The 21,936-nt window shown below is 52.5% G+C and carries 27 protein-coding genes; 26 read left to right on the forward strand and 1 reads right to left on the reverse strand.

Annotated elements, in window-relative coordinates; genetic code table 11:
• Positions 1 to 199 precede the first annotated feature (199 nt).
• Together DUD43_RS08915 and DUD43_RS08920 are read left to right on the forward strand one after the other, a co-directional pair.
• Positions 200 to 472: a hypothetical protein gene (locus DUD43_RS08915; RefSeq protein WP_228125946.1), complete on the forward strand. Its 273-nt coding sequence runs from the start codon at positions 200 to 202 to the stop codon at positions 470 to 472.
• Positions 469 to 777: a hypothetical protein gene (locus tag DUD43_RS08920; protein WP_109089687.1), complete on the forward strand. Its 309-nt coding sequence runs from the start codon at positions 469 to 471 to the stop codon at positions 775 to 777. The genes DUD43_RS08915 and DUD43_RS08920 overlap by 4 nt, the downstream gene beginning before the upstream one ends.
• A gap of 736 nt (positions 778 to 1,513) precedes the next feature.
• Here the strand turns inward: DUD43_RS08920 and DUD43_RS08925 are convergent.
• Entirely contained in the window at positions 1,514 to 2,320 is an 807-nt protein-coding gene (locus DUD43_RS08925; RefSeq protein WP_125304140.1) for an HNH endonuclease, read from the reverse strand.
• Between the two features lie 98 nt (positions 2,321 to 2,418).
• On the opposite strand from DUD43_RS08925, the gene DUD43_RS08930 reads away from it, so the two are divergent.
• The 24 genes from DUD43_RS08930 to DUD43_RS09045 all read left to right on the forward strand — a co-directional run bounded on the left by DUD43_RS08930 (position 2,419) and on the right by DUD43_RS09045 (position 21,932).
• Positions 2,419 to 3,027 (forward strand): terminase small subunit, encoded by a 609-nt coding sequence (locus DUD43_RS08930; RefSeq protein ID WP_153230004.1) that lies wholly within the window; start codon positions 2,419 to 2,421, stop codon positions 3,025 to 3,027.
• Positions 3,014 to 4,489 carry a DNA-packaging protein gene (locus tag DUD43_RS08935; protein ID WP_153230005.1) on the forward strand — a complete coding sequence of 492 codons (1,476 nt, stop codon included), beginning with the start codon at positions 3,014 to 3,016 and terminating at the stop codon, positions 4,487 to 4,489. The genes DUD43_RS08930 and DUD43_RS08935 overlap by 14 nt, the downstream gene beginning before the upstream one ends.
• A 4-nt stretch (positions 4,490 to 4,493) precedes the next feature.
• Positions 4,494 to 5,918 carry a DUF4055 domain-containing protein gene (locus tag DUD43_RS08940; protein ID WP_153230006.1) on the forward strand — a complete coding sequence of 475 codons (1,425 nt, stop codon included), beginning with the start codon at positions 4,494 to 4,496 and terminating at the stop codon, positions 5,916 to 5,918.
• Between the two features lie 12 nt (positions 5,919 to 5,930).
• Positions 5,931 to 6,677 (forward strand): hypothetical protein, encoded by a 747-nt coding sequence (locus DUD43_RS08945; RefSeq protein ID WP_153230007.1) that lies wholly within the window; start codon positions 5,931 to 5,933, stop codon positions 6,675 to 6,677.
• 96 nt (positions 6,678 to 6,773) lie between these two features.
• On the forward strand, positions 6,774 to 7,748 hold the full coding sequence (locus DUD43_RS08950) for a major capsid protein (RefSeq protein WP_153230008.1): 975 nt from the start codon (positions 6,774 to 6,776) through the stop codon (positions 7,746 to 7,748).
• 44 nt (positions 7,749 to 7,792) lie between these two features.
• A complete protein-coding gene (locus tag DUD43_RS08955; RefSeq protein WP_153230009.1) occupies positions 7,793 to 8,146 on the forward strand; it encodes a hypothetical protein in 354 nt (117 codons plus the stop codon).
• Between the two features lie 9 nt (positions 8,147 to 8,155).
• On the forward strand, positions 8,156 to 8,668 hold the full coding sequence (locus tag DUD43_RS08960) for a DnaT-like ssDNA-binding protein (protein ID WP_153230010.1): 513 nt from the start codon (positions 8,156 to 8,158) through the stop codon (positions 8,666 to 8,668).
• 1 nt (position 8,669) lies between these two features.
• Positions 8,670 to 9,062: a hypothetical protein gene (locus tag DUD43_RS08965; RefSeq protein WP_153230011.1), complete on the forward strand. Its 393-nt coding sequence runs from the start codon at positions 8,670 to 8,672 to the stop codon at positions 9,060 to 9,062.
• A 1-nt stretch (position 9,063) separates the two neighbouring features.
• Positions 9,064 to 10,119 carry a hypothetical protein gene (locus DUD43_RS08970; RefSeq protein WP_153230012.1) on the forward strand — a complete coding sequence of 352 codons (1,056 nt, stop codon included), beginning with the start codon at positions 9,064 to 9,066 and terminating at the stop codon, positions 10,117 to 10,119.
• Positions 10,119 to 10,562: a hypothetical protein gene (locus tag DUD43_RS08975; protein WP_153230013.1), complete on the forward strand. Its 444-nt coding sequence runs from the start codon at positions 10,119 to 10,121 to the stop codon at positions 10,560 to 10,562. Before DUD43_RS08970 ends, DUD43_RS08975 begins: the two co-directional genes overlap by 1 nt.
• Positions 10,559 to 10,984 carry a DUF4128 domain-containing protein gene (locus tag DUD43_RS08980; RefSeq protein WP_194273468.1) on the forward strand — a complete coding sequence of 142 codons (426 nt, stop codon included), beginning with the start codon at positions 10,559 to 10,561 and terminating at the stop codon, positions 10,982 to 10,984. The genes DUD43_RS08975 and DUD43_RS08980 overlap by 4 nt, the downstream gene beginning before the upstream one ends.
• A gap of 532 nt (positions 10,985 to 11,516) precedes the next feature.
• Positions 11,517 to 12,590: a nucleoid-associated protein gene (locus DUD43_RS08985; protein ID WP_153230015.1), complete on the forward strand. Its 1,074-nt coding sequence runs from the start codon at positions 11,517 to 11,519 to the stop codon at positions 12,588 to 12,590.
• Positions 12,590 to 13,570 (forward strand): GTP pyrophosphokinase, encoded by a 981-nt coding sequence (locus DUD43_RS08990; RefSeq protein ID WP_153230016.1) that lies wholly within the window; start codon positions 12,590 to 12,592, stop codon positions 13,568 to 13,570. The genes DUD43_RS08985 and DUD43_RS08990 overlap by 1 nt, the downstream gene beginning before the upstream one ends.
• Before the next feature lie 2 nt (positions 13,571 to 13,572).
• The gene (locus DUD43_RS08995) at positions 13,573 to 13,992 is read left to right on the forward strand and encodes a hypothetical protein (protein WP_153230017.1); all 420 of its coding nucleotides are present in this window, start codon (positions 13,573 to 13,575) and stop codon (positions 13,990 to 13,992) included.
• A 145-nt stretch (positions 13,993 to 14,137) separates the two neighbouring features.
• A complete protein-coding gene (locus DUD43_RS09000) occupies positions 14,138 to 14,860 on the forward strand; it encodes a hypothetical protein (protein WP_153230018.1) in 723 nt (240 codons plus the stop codon).
• A gap of 83 nt (positions 14,861 to 14,943) precedes the next feature.
• Complete coding sequence (locus DUD43_RS09005; RefSeq protein WP_153230019.1) at positions 14,944 to 15,360, forward strand: hypothetical protein; 417 nt, start codon at positions 14,944 to 14,946, stop codon at positions 15,358 to 15,360.
• Between the two features lie 387 nt (positions 15,361 to 15,747).
• Positions 15,748 to 16,587, forward strand: coding sequence for a helix-hairpin-helix domain-containing protein (locus tag DUD43_RS09010; RefSeq protein ID WP_153230020.1), 840 nt, complete (start codon positions 15,748 to 15,750; stop codon positions 16,585 to 16,587).
• Positions 16,588 to 16,598: 11 nt separating this feature from the next.
• On the forward strand, positions 16,599 to 16,955 hold the full coding sequence (locus tag DUD43_RS09015) for a hypothetical protein (protein ID WP_194273469.1): 357 nt from the start codon (positions 16,599 to 16,601) through the stop codon (positions 16,953 to 16,955).
• A gap of 62 nt (positions 16,956 to 17,017) precedes the next feature.
• The gene (locus DUD43_RS09020) at positions 17,018 to 18,670 is read left to right on the forward strand and encodes a tape measure protein (protein ID WP_153230022.1); all 1,653 of its coding nucleotides are present in this window, start codon (positions 17,018 to 17,020) and stop codon (positions 18,668 to 18,670) included.
• Positions 18,671 to 18,719: 49 nt separating this feature from the next.
• Complete coding sequence (locus DUD43_RS09025; protein ID WP_194273470.1) at positions 18,720 to 19,970, forward strand: phage tail tape measure C-terminal domain-containing protein; 1,251 nt, start codon at positions 18,720 to 18,722, stop codon at positions 19,968 to 19,970.
• Entirely contained in the window at positions 19,967 to 20,434 is a 468-nt protein-coding gene (locus DUD43_RS09030; protein ID WP_153230024.1) for a hypothetical protein, read from the forward strand. The genes DUD43_RS09025 and DUD43_RS09030 overlap by 4 nt, the downstream gene beginning before the upstream one ends.
• Positions 20,431 to 20,913, forward strand: a complete 483-nt coding sequence (locus DUD43_RS09035) for a DUF1833 family protein (protein WP_153230025.1) — start codon at positions 20,431 to 20,433, stop codon at positions 20,911 to 20,913. The genes DUD43_RS09030 and DUD43_RS09035 overlap by 4 nt, the downstream gene beginning before the upstream one ends.
• The gene (locus DUD43_RS09040; protein WP_153230026.1) at positions 20,910 to 21,311 is read left to right on the forward strand and encodes a hypothetical protein; all 402 of its coding nucleotides are present in this window, start codon (positions 20,910 to 20,912) and stop codon (positions 21,309 to 21,311) included. The genes DUD43_RS09035 and DUD43_RS09040 overlap by 4 nt, the downstream gene beginning before the upstream one ends.
• 24 nt (positions 21,312 to 21,335) lie before the next feature.
• Positions 21,336 to 21,932: a hypothetical protein gene (locus DUD43_RS09045; protein ID WP_153230027.1), complete on the forward strand. Its 597-nt coding sequence runs from the start codon at positions 21,336 to 21,338 to the stop codon at positions 21,930 to 21,932.
• Positions 21,933 to 21,936: the final 4 nt, after the last annotated feature.

Genomic DNA, 21,936 nt, shown 5'->3' on the forward strand with positions numbered 1-21,936 from the left:
AAGCATGTTGATTTTGTGCGCCGGAAGCGGCAAGAGCATCAGGAGCGGCAGCCCGAGGCGAAACAGGCACGGGCTCGGGAAGGACTCAAAGCGTTATTCGGGGAGGGCAGCCATGCAAAAACTGACCGGCGATGATTTGCTTTGGAATTGGGCTCGCTGGTGCTGGTCCGGAGAGACGGTTGGGAACATGGAGCGGTACGTGCCATGGGAGGACGATTATCGGCCGATCAATCAGGACCACGCCCAGGCTGTGAATGTTCTGTACCTGCGTCTGCCGCTTTATCAGGCCATGGTGGTGCAGGCGGAGTACACCCGCAAGAACTCGCACTTCCGGGATTTGTCGGCATCTGAGCGCTTGGTTGTGGCTCGTCGGTGGATTCGTCAGATTACCGGAGCCATCTTGCGAGACGAGGATTACAAACGGCACCTGGAAGGATTCAGGGCCAAGGTGGAAAAGGAGGTGTTGCCGTGAAGTATGCGTCGGAGGTGATTGACTTGCTGGCGGCGTATCCGAATCGGGCCTTCAAGATGATTCAGATTGTGCGTCACGTGGCTGACGGTCATCCAGAAAGCCCCAAGGAATGGGAGCGTGTCCGCAAAGGTGTGCGCCGTGTCCTGGACAGCCTGGAAGAGAGTGGGCAGGTCAGTTCAAACCGGATTGGGGCAGCGAATGGTGGCTCCGCTCTGTATCAGTGGAAACCGGGACATGAACTTCTGGCAAACCGGGACAGAAACCGGGACAATATCAGCAAGCACAACTGTGCCTATAGGTTTTGAACAGGGCCGCCAGTCGAAAGATTGGGCGGCCTTTGTCTTTATACGTAGGGCTATCCGGTTCTTTTAGGCGGCCGAGTTAGAGTGCCGATAATATAGAGAAATACACTGCCGAAAAGCCAGCGCTTAGCACCGTAATCGCGATGCTTAGTGCTCGATCAACTCCGCGAGTTCGCCAGGCCAGCACAAGTGAAAGCAACGTAATGATCGGAAGAAGAACAATGATTGGCATGGGGTCGCTTTTCCAATGGGTAAGGCATGTGATGTTAGCACTCAGCACAGGCAAAGTACGCCCGCCCATCGAAAGATCGGCAGGTTTTCTATAGGCTATGGGATGGTGTTAGTCTGTTAATCAGTGATATGCTGGTGTCCTTAAATGGTTGGATAAGTTATGGGAACAGAAGCTGAAATTAAAGCCGAGCGTATTAAGCGCGATCAATCTATCGAGGAAAGGGATAGGATAATCAACGGCAGGACAAACTCTGAGTTAACATCTCACGATAGAGCGGTGCTAGCGGTCATGGAAAAGAAGATAGCGTCGGAAAACGACGCATATAAAAAGGCGCTAGAAGGGCCCTCTGATTAATTTAGTGCAGTTGTCGATCATGTAAACCGCCTTCGGGCGGTTTTTTATGGATGAAAGAAATGGCGCTGATAGCAAAGCAGCGCCTTTTCGTTGACGCGCGTACGATCGGGCTTAGCAGGCCATTATCTCGTAGCTACTCTACGTATTGCTGTCTTAAAATTTCCCAAACTTCGCTCTGTGTAATGCTAAGTATTTTTGTTGATCAGCATTCAGTGGAGGTAAGTAGCGTTTTATTATTCCCAGAGCGCTTACTTGGTTTTCAATTTGTTCGGTTAGCAGGAGTTCACCAGTATCAGAGAAGCTGATTAGGTGCCGATCGAACAAAGCGTCAACGCTGGCGGCAAGTAATAGCCCATTGTTTGAGCTGAGTCTATCGTAATTGGTTGCTCGTTTGTCTGCCCATGCCAAGATATGAGATGCCCGAAGTGCTTCAGGAATAGTGCATCCTGTTATCGGGCACTCACTGTTCCATTGTTCTAAAAGTGTCGTACGGAAAGCTCCCTGGCCGATACGAGCCTCTATCAATGTTTTCCGTGTTGTTGCTGAGGGTTCTGCCTCTACCGCCCTCTGTGCTTGGTGCACATCTATAGTTTCATCATCGAAAGCAAGGCTATCCGGATCAAACTGAGTCCAGTTGAGCTTCGCTAGATCAAGTCCAAGCTCGTGTGTTGGGACATATGAGTAGGGTAGCCGATTTATAGGGCCGTATCTGGGGACGTCAAGGTACGCATACTTGCTGATGTTGACGCATATACGCCCATACTCATTTTGAGTGACGCCACTCACCTTTCCAATAAGAAATGCTTTTCTGTGTATGTCGGGGGCATTCTGTTGATTGTGAGTGCAGACAACGTAGTCACAGTTTTGTACTCTTTTCGCGGCTGCTGTCCACCATGCAATACCGTCTTCGTATCGAAAGTCAGACATACCCTTACGAGTTAGAACGATTAGTGATTCCATGATCTTTGGCCTACTTCCTTCATAGATACATTGTGTTTGAATGCCTATTGTCACATTAAGTGGGTCACTTTATTTTGGCGAACAATGAGGATAGATATATGGCCGCTAGAGATAAGGCAGCCGCTAGGTCTTTCGGTGTTCGGGCCCTGACAACAAAGCAACGATGCTTTGTTGAGGAATACTTAATTGACCTGAACGCCACGCAGGCTGCTATTCGCGCTGGGTATAGTCCCAAGACAGCAGGTCAGATCGGTGAGCAGAACTTGAAGAAACTTGAAATTGCTAATGCGATTCAAGAGGCTCAGGCAAAACGGTCTGAGCGTGTCCAGGTAGACGCAGATTATGTGCTGGCCCGTCTGGTCGAGATAGACCGAATGGACGTACTGGACATCATGACAGACGCAATGAGTCTGAAGCCGCTCAGTGAGTGGCCCAGGGTATGGCGGCAATACTTGACCGGGTTCGACCTAGCTGAGTTGTTTGGGGGGGCGGGCGATGATCGTGCGGCCATCGGCGTCCTCAAGAAAATCAAATGGCCTGACAAGGTGAAGAACCTGGAACTGTTGGGCAAGCATGTCAGCGTCCAGGCGTTCCGCGAGCAGGTTGGGCATGGCAGCCCTACTGGCGGGCCGATTGAGCTGGCCACCCTGACGAAAGAAGAATACAAACAGGCCCGGCAGGAGATGCTGGCTGATGACGACTGCTGACCAACGAACATACGCCCGCAAGATTGAGTGTGAAGAAGACGGCCTATATTTTGGCCGTTTTTTTTTCAAACAACGCATGGGCGCCAAGATGATAGTGGCCCCGCACCACAAGGTGATCCAGCAAACGCTCGATCGCGTGGTGTCTGGAGAGATTACCCGCCTGATCATTAATGTCCCGCCTGGTTATACAAAGACCGAGCTAGCCACGATCAACATGATTGGGCGCGGCCTGGCGCTGAATAACCGGGCCCGGTTCATGCATCTGTCGTACTCGCATAACCTGGCGCTGCTGAACTCCAGCACAGCGCGCGGTGTCGTCAAATCTCAGGCCTACCAGGCCATGTGGCCCATGGTGCTGCGCGACGATGCCGACAGTAAGGCCATGTGGTGGACCGAGCATGGTGGAGGTGTGTATGCGTCCTCCGCTGCCGGTCAGGTCACTGGCTTTCGGGCCGGGCATATGGAGCCAGGCTGGCAAGGGGCGCTGATTATTGATGACCCGGTCAAGCCTGATGACGCATACAGCGACACGGTGCGGGGCGGCATTAACGACCGATTCAACGAAACGATCAAATCACGGCTGGCAATTGAAACCACGCCAATGATTGTGATCATGCAGCGGATTCACTACCAGGACCTGAGCGGCTATTTGCTGCGTGGCGGGTCCGGGGAAAAATGGCACCATTTGAATCTGCCGGTGATCATCGACAACAGCTTGCCGTACCCGGAAGAGAATACACACGGTATACCGATTGATCATGGCCTGCCTGATGGCTGGCTCTGGCCTTTCAAGCACAACGAAACACACCGGGCCGCTCTGTTTTCTCACCGACGAACGGCAGAGGCGCAGTACATGCAGCGTCCACGGCGATTCAACGCTGAGGGAGCGCTGTGGACTGAGGCACTGATTACAGCAGCCCATGCCCTGCAGATAGGGCATGAGCTGGTACGCACGGTGGTGGCGGTTGACCCGGCCACGACTGCGAGCGACGAAAGCGACGAGACCGGCATTGTGGTGGCCAGCTCCTACGGGGCAGGCGACAACCGTCAGTACTCGGTAGATGGTGACTACAGCGGCAAGTACAGTCCGAATAGCTGGGCGCTGAAGGCCATTGGTGCATACGAGCAGCACAATGCCGACGCTATCGTCATTGAGACGAACCAGGGCGGCGATATGGCTGAGTCCACGCTGCGTAATGCTGGATTTAAGGGCCGCATCGTCCGTGTCCATGCCAGCAAGGGCAAGTTCGCCCGAGCTGAGCCTATCTCAGCACTCTATGAACAGGGCCGGGTGGCGCATAAAGGCGCACTGTATCTGCTCGAAAACCAACTTATGGAATATGTGCCAGCAACGGCTAAGAAATCGCCCGACCGGCTTGATGCCGCAGTTTGGGCATTGACCGAGTTGGCACCAAATATCGGCTTGAAGTCGGCCGGAGTTGTCACAACCGCTTTTGGATAATCACATGCAAGACCCAAGTATCAAGCACCCGGAGTACATCAGCTTTACTCCTTCATGGGAGTTGATGCGTGATGCGGTAGCGGGTGAGGACGATGTTAAGGAAAAAGGCGAGAAATACTTGCCGATGAAGACCGGCACAACAGCCATTGAGGATCTGGTCGCCAAGGCCCGCGTTTACGACCTATATAAGACGCGGGCAGAGTTTCCCGAGGTTACGGCGCCAACAATTCGGGGGGCGGTCGGCATTATGCTGGCCAAGCCTGCGAAGGTTGAGCTTCCGGAGTCTATGGAGCATCTGCGCGAGCGAGCCACGCTTGACGGCTTGACACTGGACGCCCTGCACCGGCGCATGGGCATGGAAATCATGACCACCGGCCGGTATGGGCTGTTGCCTGGTCTTACCGGGGACGGGATTCCTTATCTGTCCGGCTACGTGGCTGAGTCCATCATTAACTGGGACTCTACTGGTGGCGTGCCGGACTATGTTGTTTTGGACGAATCTGGCCCTATCCGTGATCGTGAAACTGGCGAGTGGAAGCAGGTGACACGCCTGCGTGAGTGTTTAGCGTATGACGGCGTGTACCGCGCCCGAGTCTGGGAAAAGGTTAATGGCGTTTGGTCTGCAGGTGAAGAGGTCGCCGCCTCCACGCCACGAGGAGTGGCGCTGGACTTTCTGCCGTTCGTGTTTGCTGGCTCGTTGGACTTAACGCCTGAGCCAGACGATGTGCCGCTTTATGGGTTAGCAAAGCTGGCCGTGCGCATTTACCGCCTGGATGCTGATTTCTCCTTCTCGTTGCACATGACCAGCGAGCCGACTCCGGTTGCTATCGGATTTGACGATCCTGTAAGTGCAATTCAGCAAGGACTTGCGCCCAAGACGCTGGGTTCTTCAGTGTTGTGGATTTTGCCGCAAGGTGGCGACGCCAAGTATTTGGAGTTTACTGGCCCAGGTCTGGAGAAGCAGGCTAATGCCATTCAAGAAGCCCTTGCACGAGCGGCTCAGTTTGGCGCCCAGGTACTCCAGTCAGGCCAATCGGCTGAAAGCGGAGAGGCTCTAAAGCTACGCGCTGCCAGCCAGACTGCCACACTTACAAGCATTGCCCAGACCTCTGCCGCTGGTCTGGAGCGGGCACTGCGCAATATTGCTAAGTGGATTGGCGAAGATCCTGAAAAGGTCGTTGTGACGCCGAACTTGGAGTTCTTCGATCGTTCTATCACAGCTCAGGACATTCAGGCACTGGTCGCCGCGTGGCAGAGCGGTGCTATGTCGCACCGGGCGCTGTTCGACAAGCTGCAGCAAGGCGGCGTGATTCACGAAGATAAATCTTACGAAGAAGAGGAGAGAGATATTGGCGACGACGACGCTGATAGCGATCCTCTGGCGGGCGTAGGCTCGCTATTTCCCAGCGCCGAGGGCGCTACCAACTAAGGAGGCCATGACGTGGCTTTGAAATCTTTCTATACCGAAGCAGGCGAGGTTCCAGAAAACCTCAAAGACCTATACACAGAAGCGGCCGATGGCCGCTTTGTTTTGGACGTCGAGGATATCGACGCGCACCCGAAGGTTTCCGGCGTGATTCGCGCCAACAAGGAAAACGCTGCCAAGGCCAAAGAGCGCTTGACCAAGATCGAGGAACTGGAAGGCCGCATTGGTGCGTTGCCCGAGGACTTCGACGCTGACGAATGGGAGCGCCTTAAATCAGGGGCCAAGCCGGATGAACAGCTAGCTCAGCTTAAGGATCAGCATGCCCGGGCGGTCGAGGGCCTGAAAGCCAAGCACAAGACGGACCTAGACGCCATGACGGCGCAGGTGGCCGAGCGTGACGGCTATATCGACGGGCAGACTCGGCGTGATGCGCTGAATGCGGCCCTTGATGAAGCAGGTTTTGACCCTGCCCATAAGCCAATGCTTTCCAAGTTCCTTGCCGATCAGATCAAGGTGCGTCGCGAAGACGATGGCCAGCGAGTCGCTTTTGCAGATACCGATCTGGGTGAAGTCTCACCGGTTGAGTTTGTGAAAGATTTTGCTGCCAAGCAAGGCAAGGCGTATCTGGCCAAGGCGTCCGGTCCCGGCGCGCCTGGAAGCCACGGTGCAGGGCAGCGCGGTCAGGCTGCTGGGAATTTTGGTGGTTCCAAAGAGGAACGCCAACAAGCAATCGCTGCCAAGTATCCAGAGCTTGGCCGATAGATAGCTGCCCCGATGGGTGCAGCAACGCGCGAGGCGCGACAACACAAGCTTAGCCGCCTCGCGCGGCATCCATCTTTACAGCTATAGGAGCTACAGATGTCTCTCTCTCAAATGGAAGTATTCAATAAGTACTTCATGCCAGCGACGATTGAAACGCTGGCGCAAATGGTCGATAAATTCAATGCCGCCTCCAACGGTGCCATTGTTCTGACTACTGAAGGTTTTGAAGGCGATTTCGTGATGACTTCGTTCTTCAAAAACCTGTCCAATGCGCGTCGCCGCGTTGACCGCTATGGCACCAACAATGCCGTGACACCGATTGATCTGTCTCAGGATAAGTTCGTCGCGGTGAAGATTGCTGGTGGCTTTGGCCCTGTGCGCTATGAGCCGTCTCAGATGACGTGGCTGAATAAGCCTACGGCTGAAGGTGTCGAGGTTGCCTCTCGCGCCTTTGCGGAGTTGCTGCTGCAAGACCAGCTCAATACCGTCATTGCCGCGCTGGTGGCCGCCATTGGCAATCAGGGGGCGGCCGCTACCGTGGATGTGTCTGCATCCAAGAAAGTTGATTATTTGACGGTGAACGAGTCGCACGCTTTGTTTGGCGATCATTCCAGCCAGATCGTTGCTCAGGTGATGGATGGCATTCAGTACCACAACTTCATCGCTCTGAATCTGGCCAATGCTCAAACGCTATTCCAGGCCGGCAACGTGCGCGTCGTCGATATTTTGGGCCGCCCATCGATTGTGACTGATGCGCCAGCTCTGTTTACTGCAGCCGCAGCGGAAGACCCCGCGAAGCGTCGTGTTTTGTCTTTGACTACCGGCGCGGCCTTGGTGCGCGATCCTCGCAACCTGGTCTCCAACGTGGAAACGAGCAACGGCAAGGAACGAATTGAAACCACGCTGCAGATTGACTACGACTTTACCGTTGGCCTGAAAGGCTATGCCTGGGACATGGCGAATGGCGGCAAATCTCCTACTGACTCCGAGATCGCTACCGGGTCAAACTGGGATCTGGTTGTGTCCAGCATCAAGCACAGTGCAGGTGTGATGGCCGAAGGCCAGGGTTGATCGGTAGGAGCGGCTTCGGCCGCTCTCCTTAATTGGAGATTTGAATGAAAGTTATCTATCAAAAGCACCCGGTTACTCCAGAGCAGAAAGTGGAGCTGCGGTCTCAGGGCTACAAGATCATTGATGCGGCTTTTGCTCCGGCTGGTTACGAGCACCCGTTTACACGGCGTGAGCAGACTGAGGAGCAAGCTAAAGCTGAGCTCGAAGCGAAGTCCACAGAGCGCATTGAGGCTGAAAAGCTGGCGTCTGATGCAGCTAATGCCAATACAACGCTTGGGGATGGGCTGGACGAGCTAAACGCAGAACAACTGCATGCTTTGGCTAAGGAACGCGGGGTTTCCGTTCATCACAAGGCGGGTGCTGACAAAGTACGCGAGGCGTTGCGTCAAACGGCGTAAGGAGCCGGTATGAAATATTACGGCTCTCTGGATGGGGCACTGGAGTATCACTCGATGTCGGCCGGTGGTGCCGCGTGGTCTGCTGATGGTGTGGCTAATGCCCAGCGCACAGCCGCGCTTGTGCGAGCTAGCCGGTCGTTGGATGGGCAGTATGGGGAACGTTACCCGGGCAAGCCCACGCAAGGCCGCGCACAGTCCCTGGCATGGCCAAGATCAGGCGCTGTCGATCATTGTGCAAATGAGGCGTTGCCCGACCATTCCGTACCGCTCGAGATCGAGCATGCCGCCTATGCACTCGCGCTGGTGGAGCTTTTGACACCAGGCGTGTCCAGCCCGAGTTTTACTCCGGGTGCTGTGAACAAGCGTGAGCGCGTGGATGTGATCGAGCGTGAACGATTCGGGCCGGCTGATGGCGTTGCGCTGACTCTTGATATGCAGCGCGCCCAACTGGCCGAAGTTGAGGATTTGCTGCGCTGCCTACTGGTCAACCGTGGCGCAACACAGTGCATTTTGAGAGTGTGATATGGCCGACTTCTATTCAGACATGGCTAAGATGGCCGGTGACTTACTGACCCCGACGAGCCAAGGTGGACTAGGGCAGGGCGAGATAAAGCTGACCCGCAAGATTCCCGGCACCCTGGACCCGAGTAAGCCATGGGAACCGGTTGAGCCTACGACTCAGACGGAGCCCTTGCGTGGTGCAGTACGCGGCGTGAGCAAACAGCTTATTGGTACTGAGATGGACGGGACCGTAATTCTGGCTTCTGATCGTCAGGCTATATGTACCGTCCCAGCGATGCAGTACACAGCGGGTGATGTCCTTTCTGTGGATGGCGCACCGGTTCACATTATTGCGGTTGAAAAGATCCCGGCTGCAGGGGTTGTGAGCGCGGTGAAATTCATTATTCGGGGCTGATATGGCTACACGTAAACCCAATCGGTCGCAGGCACGCCTATTCGCACAATTGATCGCTGATCTTGAGCCGGAGATTCACCGGGCTTTCATGGCTTCGGTCACTGACCTGCAAGCCCAGGTTGATTGGCGGGCTTTGCTTGATGCGTTGACCAGAACGGACATCGAGGGTGCGATTGCTGCGCTCAATATCAATGAAGCGGCCTGGGCTGAGTACTCGTCCAAGATGACGCAAGAGTATGCACTGGCCGGCGCATCTACGGCGGCGCAGATCCAGGCGCAGGGACTGGGCGGCATCGGTACGCGATTCCGCATGACTAACCCCGGCGCTCAAGAGTGGATTCGGCAGAACGTCGCCAATCGCGTTGCGGGCTTTGCCGAGGAACAGACTCAAGTGGCCCGCATGGTCATTGAGGCTGGGTTTGGCAGAGGCCAAGGTCCACGTAATATCGCAGTCGATCTGGCAGGCAGAGTGCAGGGCGGGCTACGCGCTGGCGGCGTGCTGGGGCTGGATGCCCCCCGTGCAGCACGCTTGCAGGCTGTCACGCAGGGCATGCGCACTGCAGATGGGGTGCGGGATTTGGTGATTGCTCGTCAGGACGGCAAACTGGCGCTCCGGTACAAGGTGAACGCCGCGACCGAGCAGCGGATTATCCGGGCCTACAAAGCAGGAACAGCGGTGCCAGAAGCTGATCGTTTGATCAGTGAGCGGCAGTTCAGCAATGCCCTGTTGAAATCCAGGGCTGATACGGTGGCCTCCACAGAGACAGCCAACGCCGTTATGTCGGCGCGGGATGAGCAGTGGCAGCAGTTGGTGGAAGCTCAAGGGGTTGATGCCAGTGCGGTTAAAAAGACTTGGCGTCATCGGCGCGGCAGCAAGGATGGCAGGCCCGAACATATTGCCATGAGCGGAGTATCTGTCATGGGATTAAATACCCCCTTCGTACTGCCTGATGGAACAACTATGCAGCACCCCCATGATCCAGCGGGTGGAGCCAAGCACAATATACATTGCGGGTGCGATTGCACGTACCAACTGACATTTAAGGGGCTTGAATAATGGCTACGTCTTTTGCGGCACAGGTTGGCGCTTGGGCTGCCAAGTCAGAGGCACGGCTCCAGGCCACTAGAAATCGGGCCATTGTCTTGCTGGGCGAGGAAATGGCCCGGACGAAAGAAGAGGGTGGCAGAGTTCCGTTTGAGAAAGGAAATCTTGCAAGGTCATTGGTAGCTTCTGAACAGGGAATGCCAAAGACAGCAGAAGGGCCGTTCTCTGGAGGCAATGTAGGGGCAGTGGCTGTACTGCTGCCGCTGACCAAGGCCATATGGCTCGGATATCAAGCGGTTTACGCCCGGCGCATGAATTATGGGTTTGTGGGCGCTGATTCTTTGGGTCGAGTCTATAACCAGGCTGGAAATCATTTCGTTGAGGGCGCTATCGCACAATGGCCTCAGTTGGTCGCTCAGGCCGCCAAGGAAGTGCAGAGCGAGGCCACGGGATGAGCGCAAAAACTGAAACGGCAATTTGGCTGGCCATAAAGGGCCGGGTTGAATCGTTGCCACTGTCCTATACCAAGGCTTGGCCAGGCCAGACCTTTGAGGTGCCGCATGCAGGCGGGCTGCCGCAGCCTTACTTGCGAGTAGGGCGAGTCACCGTGGCGCCAGTTCGGCAAATGATCGCGCCAGGTAAGCCGCATCGGCGCACGGGGGCCTTGATCATCACTCTGGTTTATCCACTTGGCCAGGACGTTTCAGCCTACGACCAGATCGCGGGAACGGTTGCAGATCATTTTCGTGACGGCACGCAAATGACCTACGGCGGGGTGTGTGTGTCAGTGACTGACTATCCCCACGCCCAAGAGGGTTATGAAGAAAACGGGTTCTGGACTGTTCCGGTCCGCATCCCATGGCAGTGTTTTGCATAGGAGATAATGATGTGCACAGATTGTGAGGCCCGGCGAAAGCTGGCGCGTGATGCTTGGGTGAAGGGGAAAATTGGTGAGGCTGCCGGCCATATGGCTAAAGGCGCAGCCGAGATGGTGGGCCTGAAATCGAAAGCGGGCGGCCAGGAGTTAGCCAGAAAACCGGAGCGGACGAAAACATCCGCGAATAAAGAATAGCCGCCATCCAGGCGGTTTTTTTATGCCCGTTCATACGGGCAAACGCTTCCAAGCAACCTTAAATCGGTAGATGCCGAGCAGCAGTCTTTGAGCACGGACAATAGACCGGCGTGAACGAGACGTATCGGAAGTAACTATCTAGGAGGGTTCTGGATAGCGGCTGTGTCTGCGATTGATCTGTTAGGGCGGGAGTGGCCATATGTTAGAAATTCGATTGAAGTTGGCCGCCTTGTAGGCAAGAGTCAATGCCTGTATGCTGTGTTTATGAACAGTATTGAGTCTTGCTTGAGTAGTTGCTATGTTGTTGCAATTTCACACATATCGAAAAGGCATAGCAATGTTGGAATTGAATGGCTTAGAGATTAGAAAGGCGATAGTTCATCATATCCCCAAAGCGGTTGATCGAGTAACAGCTACAGCAGCATGTTCCGATGAGTTGGTTGATTTGCCTCCTGCTGGTTTCGATATGTTTTCGCGACGTATCGCGAAAGCCTTAGGAAGTAAGTCGAAAGGTATTAAAGTAGATATTGAACGAGATCAGCAAGGTAGTTTCTTTCAGTCTGCGGCTCAAGCTATGGAGGCAGGAGTTTCAGAGGAAAATTTTATTCAAACTTCTAAAGAAATAGCGCAAAATTTGTGTAATGCTCAAGGAATTAAAGGGCTGGTTGAGAGTAAATTGCTTGTAATGTCAGGAGTTACAGGGGAGTTTCAAAGGCCTTTCTTGGTGGTTGTGAAGGCAGATATGCAAGACGCTTTAGCTGAAGTACCTAAAGAGAGTGGGTCGGTATCTATTGATTATTTGGATAATATATTTTTAACTGATTCTCAGCGTTTATATAAAATTGGTTTTTTGCAGCAGATCGTCGCTACGCCTAGGGTAATCGATGGATTGAGAAATATAGATCAATATACAATGCATTTGTTTGATCATCTTTTAACTGCAGTAGAGACTCGTAATGCTGCCCATTATTTCTATTCTGATTTTTTGGGTGCTGATATAGCTGCTTCTGATAAACGTCTAACCCAGGACTTTTATGAGAAAACAATGAGGTTTCTTCAGTCTAGAGGCTACGATGCTGATACTCTAATTGATAAAAGTGAATCTCTGAGGAGTGAGCTCAGAAGTAACGATTCGACTATCTCAACAGCAGATTTTGCCGTGAGGCATCTTGATTCTAATGAGGCGGATGACTATGAGGAGTACATGCGATCACAGTCATTTCCGGAGCATGCGATAACCAAAGATGTTGGGTATATTAAGAGCAAAATACAGAGGAGGCGGAAATTTGTTTTTAGCTCTCAAGTGATGATTACAACTCCGTCAGATGGTGGGAATCTTATTAGTATAGAGCCATCACAAGATGGAAGTACGACTGTCATAGTAACGGGAACTCTCTCAAAGAGTGAATAATGACTACTGAGTTTTTTGACTGGTTTGATGCGACAAAGCCAGCCCTTGAAAAATGGGGAGAGCATGTCGTCCAGACAGTTAAGAGACGAGTAAAAGATGAGGTTGGGGAAGAACGATTTGTATCTTTCTTTAAGATTGAAACATCGCTAAGAGTTAAATCTAAGAAGTCAATTGAGGATAAGATATTAAAAAAATTGTACTCATCTCCAAGAGATCAAGTTACTGATTTGATTGGTGCTAGATTTGTAGTTCTTTTAAAATCAGATCTTGATATTTTGGATAGAGCGATAATCAATAGGAACTCTTGGGCTGTCAGCAAAGATAGGGACTTCTTTAATGAAAGCCTTAAGGAGCCATCCGTATTTGACTATCAGTCGAATCATTATGTGGTAACGAGTGTGGTTGATCAGGAAATTGAGGGGGTATTTGTACCTAGCGGATTGCGATGTGAGGTTCAATCAAGATCGTTGCTGCAACATGCGTACGCAGAATTGGTACACGCTGATGTATATAAAGCGAATAATTTTGTTCCTGAGTCAACTAAAAGATTAGTTGCTCGTAGCATGGCTCTAATGGAATCAACGGATGAGGTGTTTTTAAGTATATCGAGAGAGCTGGAAGGAATACGGAAGGCCCAGAGTTGTCTGTATTCGGCCTCAAGGTTAATTTATTTAGATATGGGGGTTGAGGCCTCAGAATCTCCAACTAGTTTATATTTGGAGGTGGCTGATACTTATCGTGATCTACTGGAAAAGGTTTCTCTTGATTCTCTCAGTGCTGTGGTTGTAGATGTTGGTTTGCGTAAAAAAATAAAAGAAAGATCGCTTCGTCATGGCTTATTTTCTGATCCGACAGCTTTGCTTGCGTACTGGTTAATGAAAAATAACTATAGAAGATTTTTCAGAGACTGGCCAAGGCATGATTTGCGCTCTGACTTAGAGCAGATCGCAGCTGATAATGGACTGTCTTTTCCGGATTGATTATGAATGAATCTGATTTGATCGCGTTACGATTAGGTTATTTGAATATTACTCAAGAGGTGATCTCGAGACTCGCAAATAGTGTTGCCGTTACAAAGGGGGCGAGTATTACTGTTTTGGGCGCTATGCTCGCGTTTGCTGCTAGTGATAAAGCGAATGAATTTTCTTGGTGGTTTTTCTTGCCGCCTGGAATGATTTTTATGTTTTTCGATTCCTATTTTTTGCAACGAGAGCGGGTTTTTAGAAAGCTGTATAACAGAGCAGCTTCCAAGCCTCTCGAGGAAGTGGTTAGTTTGGTTATTGATACTAAGGTGGTGCAAGAGGTGAAAGAGGATTTTTTCTCAGTTTTGATTAGGAAATCGATCTTTAGATTTCATGTTCCACTTAACTTTGCGGTTGTGCTCGCGTATTGCCTTTCTTAGTTTTGTCTGCTTTTCAGGGCCCTCAGCATAAGGGTTTTTTATTGCCTTTCACCTACACGCACCTAACACTCAACTGACCCGGCCAAGCGCCGGGTTTCTTTTTGCCGCCCCGCTAATCAGCGGGGATTTTTTATTGGAGAAACCCATGAGCGGTGGACTTTACCCGGTATCCGGGTCAAAGCTGTATATCGGCGGACGTGTAACCGCCAAGGGAACTGTTACTGCGGCTGACTTTGCAGACGCAACCTGGACGGAGGTCGGCGGCTGGGCCAATGCGGGCGCAATCGGCGATACGCAAGAGGTCGGTGAACAGGCATTGATCAATGAGAAGCGTGTGCGCAAGTTCAAGACCACTTTGAATGGCGGCACGATGGAAAACTCTTTCGTCCCTATGGCCTTGGACCCTGGCCAGATTAAGTTCAAAGCGGCCATTGCAGACTGCGTTCCGTACCAATTCAAAATTGAATGGGGCGCGGATTGCATGCCGTCCTCTGATGTGACGATCAGCGTTGCAGCTCCGGCTGTAGTCACATGGCCAAGCCATGGCTTAGAGGCTGGTCAGCCTGTTGTATTCAGCAATGAGGGCGGGGCTCTGCCCGCTGGCCTGGAGGCCGGGAAGATCTACTACGTCATTGCAGCTGGTCTTGCGGCTAACGCTTTCTCTGTTGCCACCATTCCCGATGCAGCAACCGGCATTGAAACGACTGCAGCCGGCACTGGAACGCACACTGCGTCTGCACCACCTGCAGGTATGACCGATATGTTCTATGGCCTAGCTCTGCCTGGTGCCCGCCAAGGCGGCGATGCGACTGCCGCGCACTTGCGCGCATGGTCGATTGCCGTCGATAGCAACATCATCGAAATCTAAGAACCCGCCATAGCGGTTAGGGGCGGGCGGAACTGGTCTCGCCGCTTGCCCCGTCTTGAGACCTGAGACCATAAGGATTGGAAATGGAAATCAAAGATCTGGTTTTGTCTGACGAAGCCTTGAACGTAATCGATAAAGGCACTTGGGTGGGTGATCTGGATGGCGCTCCCGGTGTTGAGCTGCTGGTGTGCGGCATTAGCTCCAAAGATGCCCAGAAGGCCCTGAGCCAAAAGCAAGCGGCACTGCGCCTAAAGAACCGCGGCAAACCCTTGAATGAAGAGCAACTGGCGAAGGCCATGCGTGAAACCTTGGCAGAAGTGGTTCTCAAGGGCTGGCGTGGCCTTAAGGATAGCGGCAAAGATCTGGTATATAGCCCAGAGCTGGCCGTGAGATTCATCACTTCCCGCAACGGCGAACGATTCGCGGGCTTGGTTCTGCAGGCAGCTCAGCGTGTAGATGTGGACGCAAGTCTGTTTGTGGAGGAAGCCACAAAAAACTGATTGCCCGCCTGCGCTGGAGCCTTGATAACCCGAACGCAAAGAAAACCATTGAGGACTATGAGCGATTCGGAGAAGAAATCCCGGAAAGCCTGATACCGCCTGATCTCCATGATGTCGAATGGAGTTACTGGCAGGCTTTCTGGGAGCTTTCTACAGACAGGCAGGTGGGTATGGCTTCAGGTCCTGTGCCTTGGACCGCGATTCATGCATATGCGAAATCAGCGAGCATCACCGATGCGTCGTCCTTCGCGGGAATCATTCGGGCCATGGATGATGCTTATCTCTCGCACCAGGGTGGGGAAAGCAAGACGTTCACACGCGACATGCTAAAGCGGTAATTGATTCGCTGCTATGATTCTCCGTATTCATTTGTTACGGAGAGGCGAGATGGAGTGGATTCTAGTCTTGGCTGTCTTGGCGTTTTTGGTATACAGGCATACGCAGAAGAAAGCCGTTAAACGAAAAAATGCATTGAATGTTCGGGCTATGGATGTCGATGAGTCGCCGGATATTCGAGTCTATGCAACATTGAGTGGCATGCCAGAAAGGAAGGTAGTTGAGACTATCAATAAAGATGGCATTCCAGAGTTTAAATTCCGCTTTCATGCAAACCTAGGCTTTGAAACCGCTGCAGAGGCTTTGTGCAGACACCGGACAGAAAACTTTATTCCTAGGCCTAACGGGAATAAGGAGCCAATCATAGAGCCTGGTGGTATTTGGTTCGCAGTTTCAGAATGGGACGATCCTGATCGAACATGGAACCACGAGAATGATCAGTTCAAGTATATCGGTGGTATTCAGGTGTATATCGGGTTGCTGTTGAAGGTCCGAGGAATCTATGAGGATGCGACACTGACGCCAGCCCAGAAGAAAATCGAAATTGAAAAAATTTGCTTGGGAAACAAGGACGTTTATACCGTTAAGCATGTGTTCTCGCCTCCTTGGGAGTCATTGCTTGTTCCTGTGCTATCGACTGGTGACGGAATCGGCCCACATCGAGTTGGGATATTAGAGGCGGCTGGCATAAAAACAATTGATGACATTCGCTCCAGGACTGATGGCCAGCTACTAGAGATTAAAGGAATAGGAAAGGCAGCGGTCTCCGCCTTACGAAATCTGGCAGCTCAGTGGACTTATGACACATCAACAGAGGTGATAGAGAAGGATAGTGAGTATCGACAAGCTCTCTCTATTGGAAGTAGTCACACAGAGCCTACGCCGGCTTGAGGATTGTGGAGATGGGGGTGAAAGTAGTTTTTCTAGTTGGTTTATTTTCAATGGCGCTGGCTGGATGCGGAAATGATGACACTGAGCCAGTGGCCACAGCAGGCAAAGTTTGGAACGAAAGCGAAGTTGTCGAGGCTGTGGGGATTAAGGTGCGCGAGAATGGCATTGGTAAGTATTTTGTCACGGCAGAAGGGGTAGAGTGCGATGCCCCCACAATCATGAAAACAGCTCAAGCAGTGCAGATGTATAAAAAATCAGGCGATACCGTGGCCACCAATCTCGCGGGAACGGCTGGGGTGAAGATTGTTGCTCACGAGCAGAGAGCCTGCTTAGAAGATGCAAATAGGCTGTTAGAGAAACTGCGGTGAATTGAACCGCGCTTGAATTACACAAGGTCGCTTTAGCGGCCTTTTTTTATGGGTGAAACCCTATGGAAATCGCTGCCCTTGGTCTGCGTGTAGATGGCGCTGAAGGAATAGACAAGTCTGCTGGTGCGTTAGATCGGCTGGTGCGTTCTGCTGTGTCTATGGAAAAGGCGGCTGATGGCTTAGCAAAGGGCGGCAAAAAAGCTGCCAAAGATATTAGCGAGATTGATAAAGAGGCAGCAAAAGCGGGCAAGAGTCTCACAGCCTTGTACTCAGATGCTATGCGAACGGCAAAAGGGCTTGTTGGGTTATTTGCCTTGCGTCAATTGCAGCAATTTGTTGATGGCTGGTCGGACATGCAGTCTGTAGTTGGCGCATCCATTGGAGATATGTCCCGCGCGGCAGGAATGATGACTAGGCTTGTAGATATCGCGAATGCGAGCTACAGCCCGCTTCAACAGACCGTTGATGTCTACTCACGGAATGTATCGGTTCTGCGTGACCTGGGGAAATCGTCTGATGAGGCTGCTGCTTTCACTGAAAGTCTGAACCATATGCTGGTTCTCACCGCTACTCGCGGCGAACGTGCTACGTCTGTTCAAAATGCGTTAGCAAAAGCTATGGCCGTAGGGAAGTTGGATGCGCAGGGATTGGAGACCGTGCTCGCGAACGGCGGGGAGGTTGCTCAGGCCTTGGCTAAAGAGCTTGGCACAACTGTAAACGGCCTACGAGCGATGGCTACGCAAGGGAAAATCACCGGCAAAGTGATTGCTGAAGGTGTTATTAAACCGCTAGATGACGTCCGCGAAAGAGCGTCAGATATGCCCGCGACCATTGGCGATGCTTTCACTCGCATTCAGACGAATGTGACTGAGTTTGTGGGGAAATTTGACAAAGCGAGTGGAGTGTCTGCTGAGCTCGCAAGCGTCATTATCAAGATCGCAGATGGTATTAGGGTCGCCGGTGGCTATATGGCCTCTTTTGGCCAGCTTGTTGCCCCATTGTTTTCTGGATTAGGGGCTGTTCTAGGGACTGTTGCGGATCATGCCGGAATAGCTGTAGCGGCTTTGGCTGGCTTCTATGCGCCTGCGCTGATTGGAGGTATTTCCACGCTAACAGTGGCGTTGAATGTCGGCCTTGTTGGCGCAATCAAGGCCGTTACTGCAGCAATGATGGCCAACCCCATTGGGTTCATAGTTGGTGCATTGGCTGCAGCTTTGTATGCTGCATGGCAGTTTAGTGAGGGCTTCAGACGGTTCGTCGTGGACGACGTCGGTAAGTATGTAAAAATCACCACCAATTTAATCATTGGGTCTTTCACTGCGGCCTCCACAGACATCAAATTTGTCTTCATGAATTTAAGCAATATCATCGGAGCGGCGATGATTGGCGTGGTTAACGTAGTCTTTGACTCACTTAACCTCATGATTAAAGGCGCGGTGTCGGGCATTGATGGGTTAATTGACCTTATAAACAAAATACCCAACGTCAATGTTGATAGGATTGGCGAAGCGTGGGCAATTCCCAATTTAAAAAATCCTTACTCAGACAAGTTGGCTGTAGCCGCGAAGGAAAGAAACGAGCAGATTAAGAGGGACATGAGCCGAGACTACGTTGGCGAATGGTTCTCCGGATCAGCAGATGGGAGCCCCCCACCTGATGCGGGAGGAGGGCAGGGGGGGCGTATCACCCAAGACGACCAAAGGCAGCGCTTCTGAGTTAGCCAATCTGGTTAAGCAGTTGCAATTGCAGCACGCCACTCTAGGCATGACCACCGAGCAGGCTGCCCGGTACGAGATTGAGATGGCCAAGGGCTCGGAGACAGACCGTAAACGAGCCTTGACACTGTACGACCAGATCCAAGCCTGGAATGAAACTGAGAAGGCTATGCAGGCGGCGATTGATTCCAGCCGCCAGTATCTGGCTTTTCAGCAGGAAATGGATGTATTCCAGCAGAAGTTGAATCTGGAGTCGGCTGGTGTCGGGATGGGCGATCGCCAGCGTGAGATGGCCCAGGCTGATCTCGCTATCCGTCAGGAGTATGCCCAGAAACGTCTTGATCTGGAGATGGCCCAGCAGGTCAAAGAAACCGCGCTTACTCAGGAACAGTACCAGTACCGTCTTGATTTATTCCGGCAGTTCGAGGAGCAGAAGCTGGCCGGCCTGCAGCAGTCAGCCGAAGCGCGAGCCATAGCCGAGGCTGACTGGACGAATGGAATGTCCAGGGCATGGGACAACTTTGCCACCAAAGCCCAGGATATCGCAGCTCAGACCGAACAGATCTTTACCGGGATGCTGAACAGCTTTTCTGTCGGATTCGGTAATGCCTTCGAGAAAATGGTTTTCGATTCCGAGAACCTTGGCGATGCTATGCGTAACGTGGCCCAAGGCATGGCGAGGGCGGTTGTCAATGCCTTGGCTCAAATGGCCGCCCAATGGCTTGTGTATCAAGCTGTTCAGTTGATCGTTGGTAAAACCACCCAGGCATCTGGTGCTGCGGCGATTGCGGCTAATGCGCAAGCTACGGCGCTGCAAGCGGGCTTGGCGGCTTTTGCAAGTACCGCCGCCATCCCTGTGGTCGGCCCTGCGGCTGCGCCTGCTGCGATGGCCGCTGCATTGACGATTGCCACTCCTTTGGCGACTGCAGTGGGCTTAACAGCAATGGCTGGTATGGCCCACGACGGTATTGATTCTGTCCCACAGACCGGGACATGGCTGCTGGAGAAGGGCGAGCGGGTTACCACAGCCAAGACTAGCGCCCGGCTTGACTCGGTTCTGGAGCGTATTGATGCACGTCAGCGCGGCGCTCGATCGTCTGGGCAGCCGGAAGATTCGCGCCCCTCCCGTGGGATGGTGGTTAACGTCATTGAGAATCCAGACCGCGCTGGGCAAACGGAGGTTCGTCAAAATGAGTATGGGGACGAGGAAGCCGATGTGTTTGTTGCGGATATCTTCGGTGGAGGAAAGCGCGCTCAGAGTATGGAGCGAGCTTATGGATTACGGCGGGTAGGGACATGATTCATACAGATATTAACTATCCAGAGGGTCTGCCCTGGCCCGTCCGTGATGGCTACGGAATAAAACACACTCAGCCTTTCCAACGAACGCAGATGGAAGGTGGTCGGGCTCGCCAACGCAGGAGATTCAGCTCGGTCCCTACAACCGTCAATGTGAACTGGATCTTTAATGGCGATAACGAGGCCGCACTGTTTGAGGCTTGGTTTCGGGACGCTATTAAAGATGGGGCTGAGTGGTTTAACTCGCCGCTTAAAACCCCGGTTGGTGAACAGCACTATGTGTGCCGCTTCGTCTCCATGTATACCGGCCCCGATCCGGTGGGGATGTGCTCCTGGCGTGTGGGCGCCACCTTGGAGATATGGGAGCGACCACTTATGCCGCCAGGGTGGGGCGAGTTCCCCGAGTTCGTCCTTGGGTCGAGCATCATCGATATTGCACTTAATCGGGAGTGGCCAGAAGTATGAGTGCTTTAGAGATTGTTTATGCCAGCGCTCCGACCGATTCGATGCTGCTTTATACGCTGGAGGTGTCCGCACCTGGTGTGACGCCGGTTCGGATCGTTCAGGGGTATGTGGATCGCATGCTTGGAGTGGACGGCCAGTTGGTGCTGTTTGAAGCGGCAGCCGTCGAGTTGTCGCTGCCTTCGCGTAACGCCTCTGGTCAGCAGACTTTGCGGTTTGGTATTGCCGGGGCCAATGACCGCATTCGGCCTATTGTCGATGCGATGCTTGAATCCGGACAGATGGTGACGCTGACAAGCCGGACGTACTTGGCCAGCGACATTACGGCACCGGCAGAGCGGCCGTATGTCATGACCGTGCTGAGTGGACAGTTTGAGAACGGCACGTTTGTGGCTGAGGCCAGTTACTACGACCTGCTCAATACTGCCTGGCCGCGAGAGCGTTATACGGCAGAGACGGCACCGGGGATTCAATGGCTATGACGATCGATGACTTTCTGCGTACGCGGTACAAGCCGTTTGGCCGCATTGTTCCGGAATTGGACTGCTGGGGCTTGGTCCGGTTGGCCAGAGCCTCGCTGTTCGGCAGGCCCATGCTGCCCAGTTATTCGGAAACCGACCCGGACGATAAAGCGGGTCTGACCATGGCGGCTAGCGAAGTACGGGAGCAGGGCGGGTTCAAGGAAGTACCGCCCAGTCCCGGCGCTATCGCCACGGGCTGGCGCGCACGGCTGTGCGTCCATGTCGGGATTGTCATAAAGGCTGATGGCAGACTCTGGGTACTGGAAACAGATGCCGGAACAGGCCCGACGCTCACCAAGCTCAACGCTTTTGAGGCCCGCTATACGCGAGTGATTTATTATGATGGCGTTGCCAGTTGAGTGTTTACAAAAAGAGGTGGTGATTTGAGTACCGAGTTTTTCCTAATTGTGCAGGCCGTCATTGTGGCGCTTAACGGTATAGCTATTTTCTTTATTAAGAAAAATATAGAACACGGTTTCAGCGCTAGGCTTGCTGATTTAGAGGCGAAGAATCGCATGCAAGCACTTGAGCATCAGGTACGGTTTACACGTTTTGATGAAAAGGTGACATCAGCAATTGAAGGCGCATACTCTCTTGTTTGTGAGTATTCAGATACGATTGGCAGAATTATTGAGCAGTCGTATCTAGACAAAGAAAAAGCCGGAGAAGAGTATAAGAGGCTGGTTGAATTGGCCGATAGATTCCGTATGTATATGCAACGTGAGTCCATCTATCTACCAACAGACATAGCAGATAAGTTAATACTGACTAAATCATTGTTAGGAAATGAATTTAGACAATCCATCGAAGCATATATGGAGCGCACTAGAAAAAAAAATGAGGAAGGCGTACCAAGCATTTCGATTCTGACAAGCATTGGCGAGAAAGAAGCATTGCAAAGGAAGTGTGATTCCTTGATGTTTGACCTTCAGAAGATGGTTAGAACTTATCTTAGTAAGTTTATATTGCGTGACGTGTAGACTT

This window comes from Alcaligenes faecalis (assembly GCF_009497775.1).
Classification (GTDB): Bacteria; Pseudomonadota; Gammaproteobacteria; order Burkholderiales; family Burkholderiaceae_B; genus Alcaligenes; species Alcaligenes faecalis_D.

Coding starts and splice junctions, on each gene's coding strand:
- DUD43_RS08985 (WP_153230015.1), top strand. CDS start 11,517: ATGTTGGAATTGAATGGCTTAGAGATTAGAAAGGCGATAGTTCATCAT.
- DUD43_RS08925 (WP_125304140.1), bottom strand. CDS start 2,320: ATGGAATCACTAATCGTTCTAACTCGTAAGGGTATGTCTGACTTTCGA.
- DUD43_RS09015 (WP_194273469.1), top strand. CDS start 16,599: ATGGGGGTGAAAGTAGTTTTTCTAGTTGGTTTATTTTCAATGGCGCTG.
- DUD43_RS08970 (WP_153230012.1), top strand. CDS start 9,064: ATGGCTACACGTAAACCCAATCGGTCGCAGGCACGCCTATTCGCACAA.
- DUD43_RS08995 (WP_153230017.1), top strand. CDS start 13,573: ATGAATGAATCTGATTTGATCGCGTTACGATTAGGTTATTTGAATATT.
- DUD43_RS08990 (WP_153230016.1), top strand. CDS start 12,590: ATGACTACTGAGTTTTTTGACTGGTTTGATGCGACAAAGCCAGCCCTT.
- DUD43_RS08940 (WP_153230006.1), top strand. CDS start 4,494: ATGCAAGACCCAAGTATCAAGCACCCGGAGTACATCAGCTTTACTCCT.
- DUD43_RS08935 (WP_153230005.1), top strand. CDS start 3,014: ATGACGACTGCTGACCAACGAACATACGCCCGCAAGATTGAGTGTGAA.
- DUD43_RS09035 (WP_153230025.1), top strand. CDS start 20,431: ATGAGTGCTTTAGAGATTGTTTATGCCAGCGCTCCGACCGATTCGATG.
- DUD43_RS09025 (WP_194273470.1), top strand. CDS start 18,720: ATGACCACCGAGCAGGCTGCCCGGTACGAGATTGAGATGGCCAAGGGC.
- DUD43_RS09000 (WP_153230018.1), top strand. CDS start 14,138: ATGAGCGGTGGACTTTACCCGGTATCCGGGTCAAAGCTGTATATCGGC.
- DUD43_RS08960 (WP_153230010.1), top strand. CDS start 8,156: ATGAAATATTACGGCTCTCTGGATGGGGCACTGGAGTATCACTCGATG.
- DUD43_RS08955 (WP_153230009.1), top strand. CDS start 7,793: ATGAAAGTTATCTATCAAAAGCACCCGGTTACTCCAGAGCAGAAAGTG.
- DUD43_RS09030 (WP_153230024.1), top strand. CDS start 19,967: ATGATTCATACAGATATTAACTATCCAGAGGGTCTGCCCTGGCCCGTC.
- DUD43_RS09005 (WP_153230019.1), top strand. CDS start 14,944: ATGGAAATCAAAGATCTGGTTTTGTCTGACGAAGCCTTGAACGTAATC.
- DUD43_RS08965 (WP_153230011.1), top strand. CDS start 8,670: ATGGCCGACTTCTATTCAGACATGGCTAAGATGGCCGGTGACTTACTG.
- DUD43_RS08980 (WP_194273468.1), top strand. CDS start 10,559: ATGAGCGCAAAAACTGAAACGGCAATTTGGCTGGCCATAAAGGGCCGG.
- DUD43_RS09020 (WP_153230022.1), top strand. CDS start 17,018: ATGGAAATCGCTGCCCTTGGTCTGCGTGTAGATGGCGCTGAAGGAATA.
- DUD43_RS08930 (WP_153230004.1), top strand. CDS start 2,419: ATGGCCGCTAGAGATAAGGCAGCCGCTAGGTCTTTCGGTGTTCGGGCC.
- DUD43_RS08975 (WP_153230013.1), top strand. CDS start 10,119: ATGGCTACGTCTTTTGCGGCACAGGTTGGCGCTTGGGCTGCCAAGTCA.
- DUD43_RS09040 (WP_153230026.1), top strand. CDS start 20,910: ATGACGATCGATGACTTTCTGCGTACGCGGTACAAGCCGTTTGGCCGC.
- DUD43_RS09010 (WP_153230020.1), top strand. CDS start 15,748: ATGGAGTGGATTCTAGTCTTGGCTGTCTTGGCGTTTTTGGTATACAGG.
- DUD43_RS08950 (WP_153230008.1), top strand. CDS start 6,774: ATGTCTCTCTCTCAAATGGAAGTATTCAATAAGTACTTCATGCCAGCG.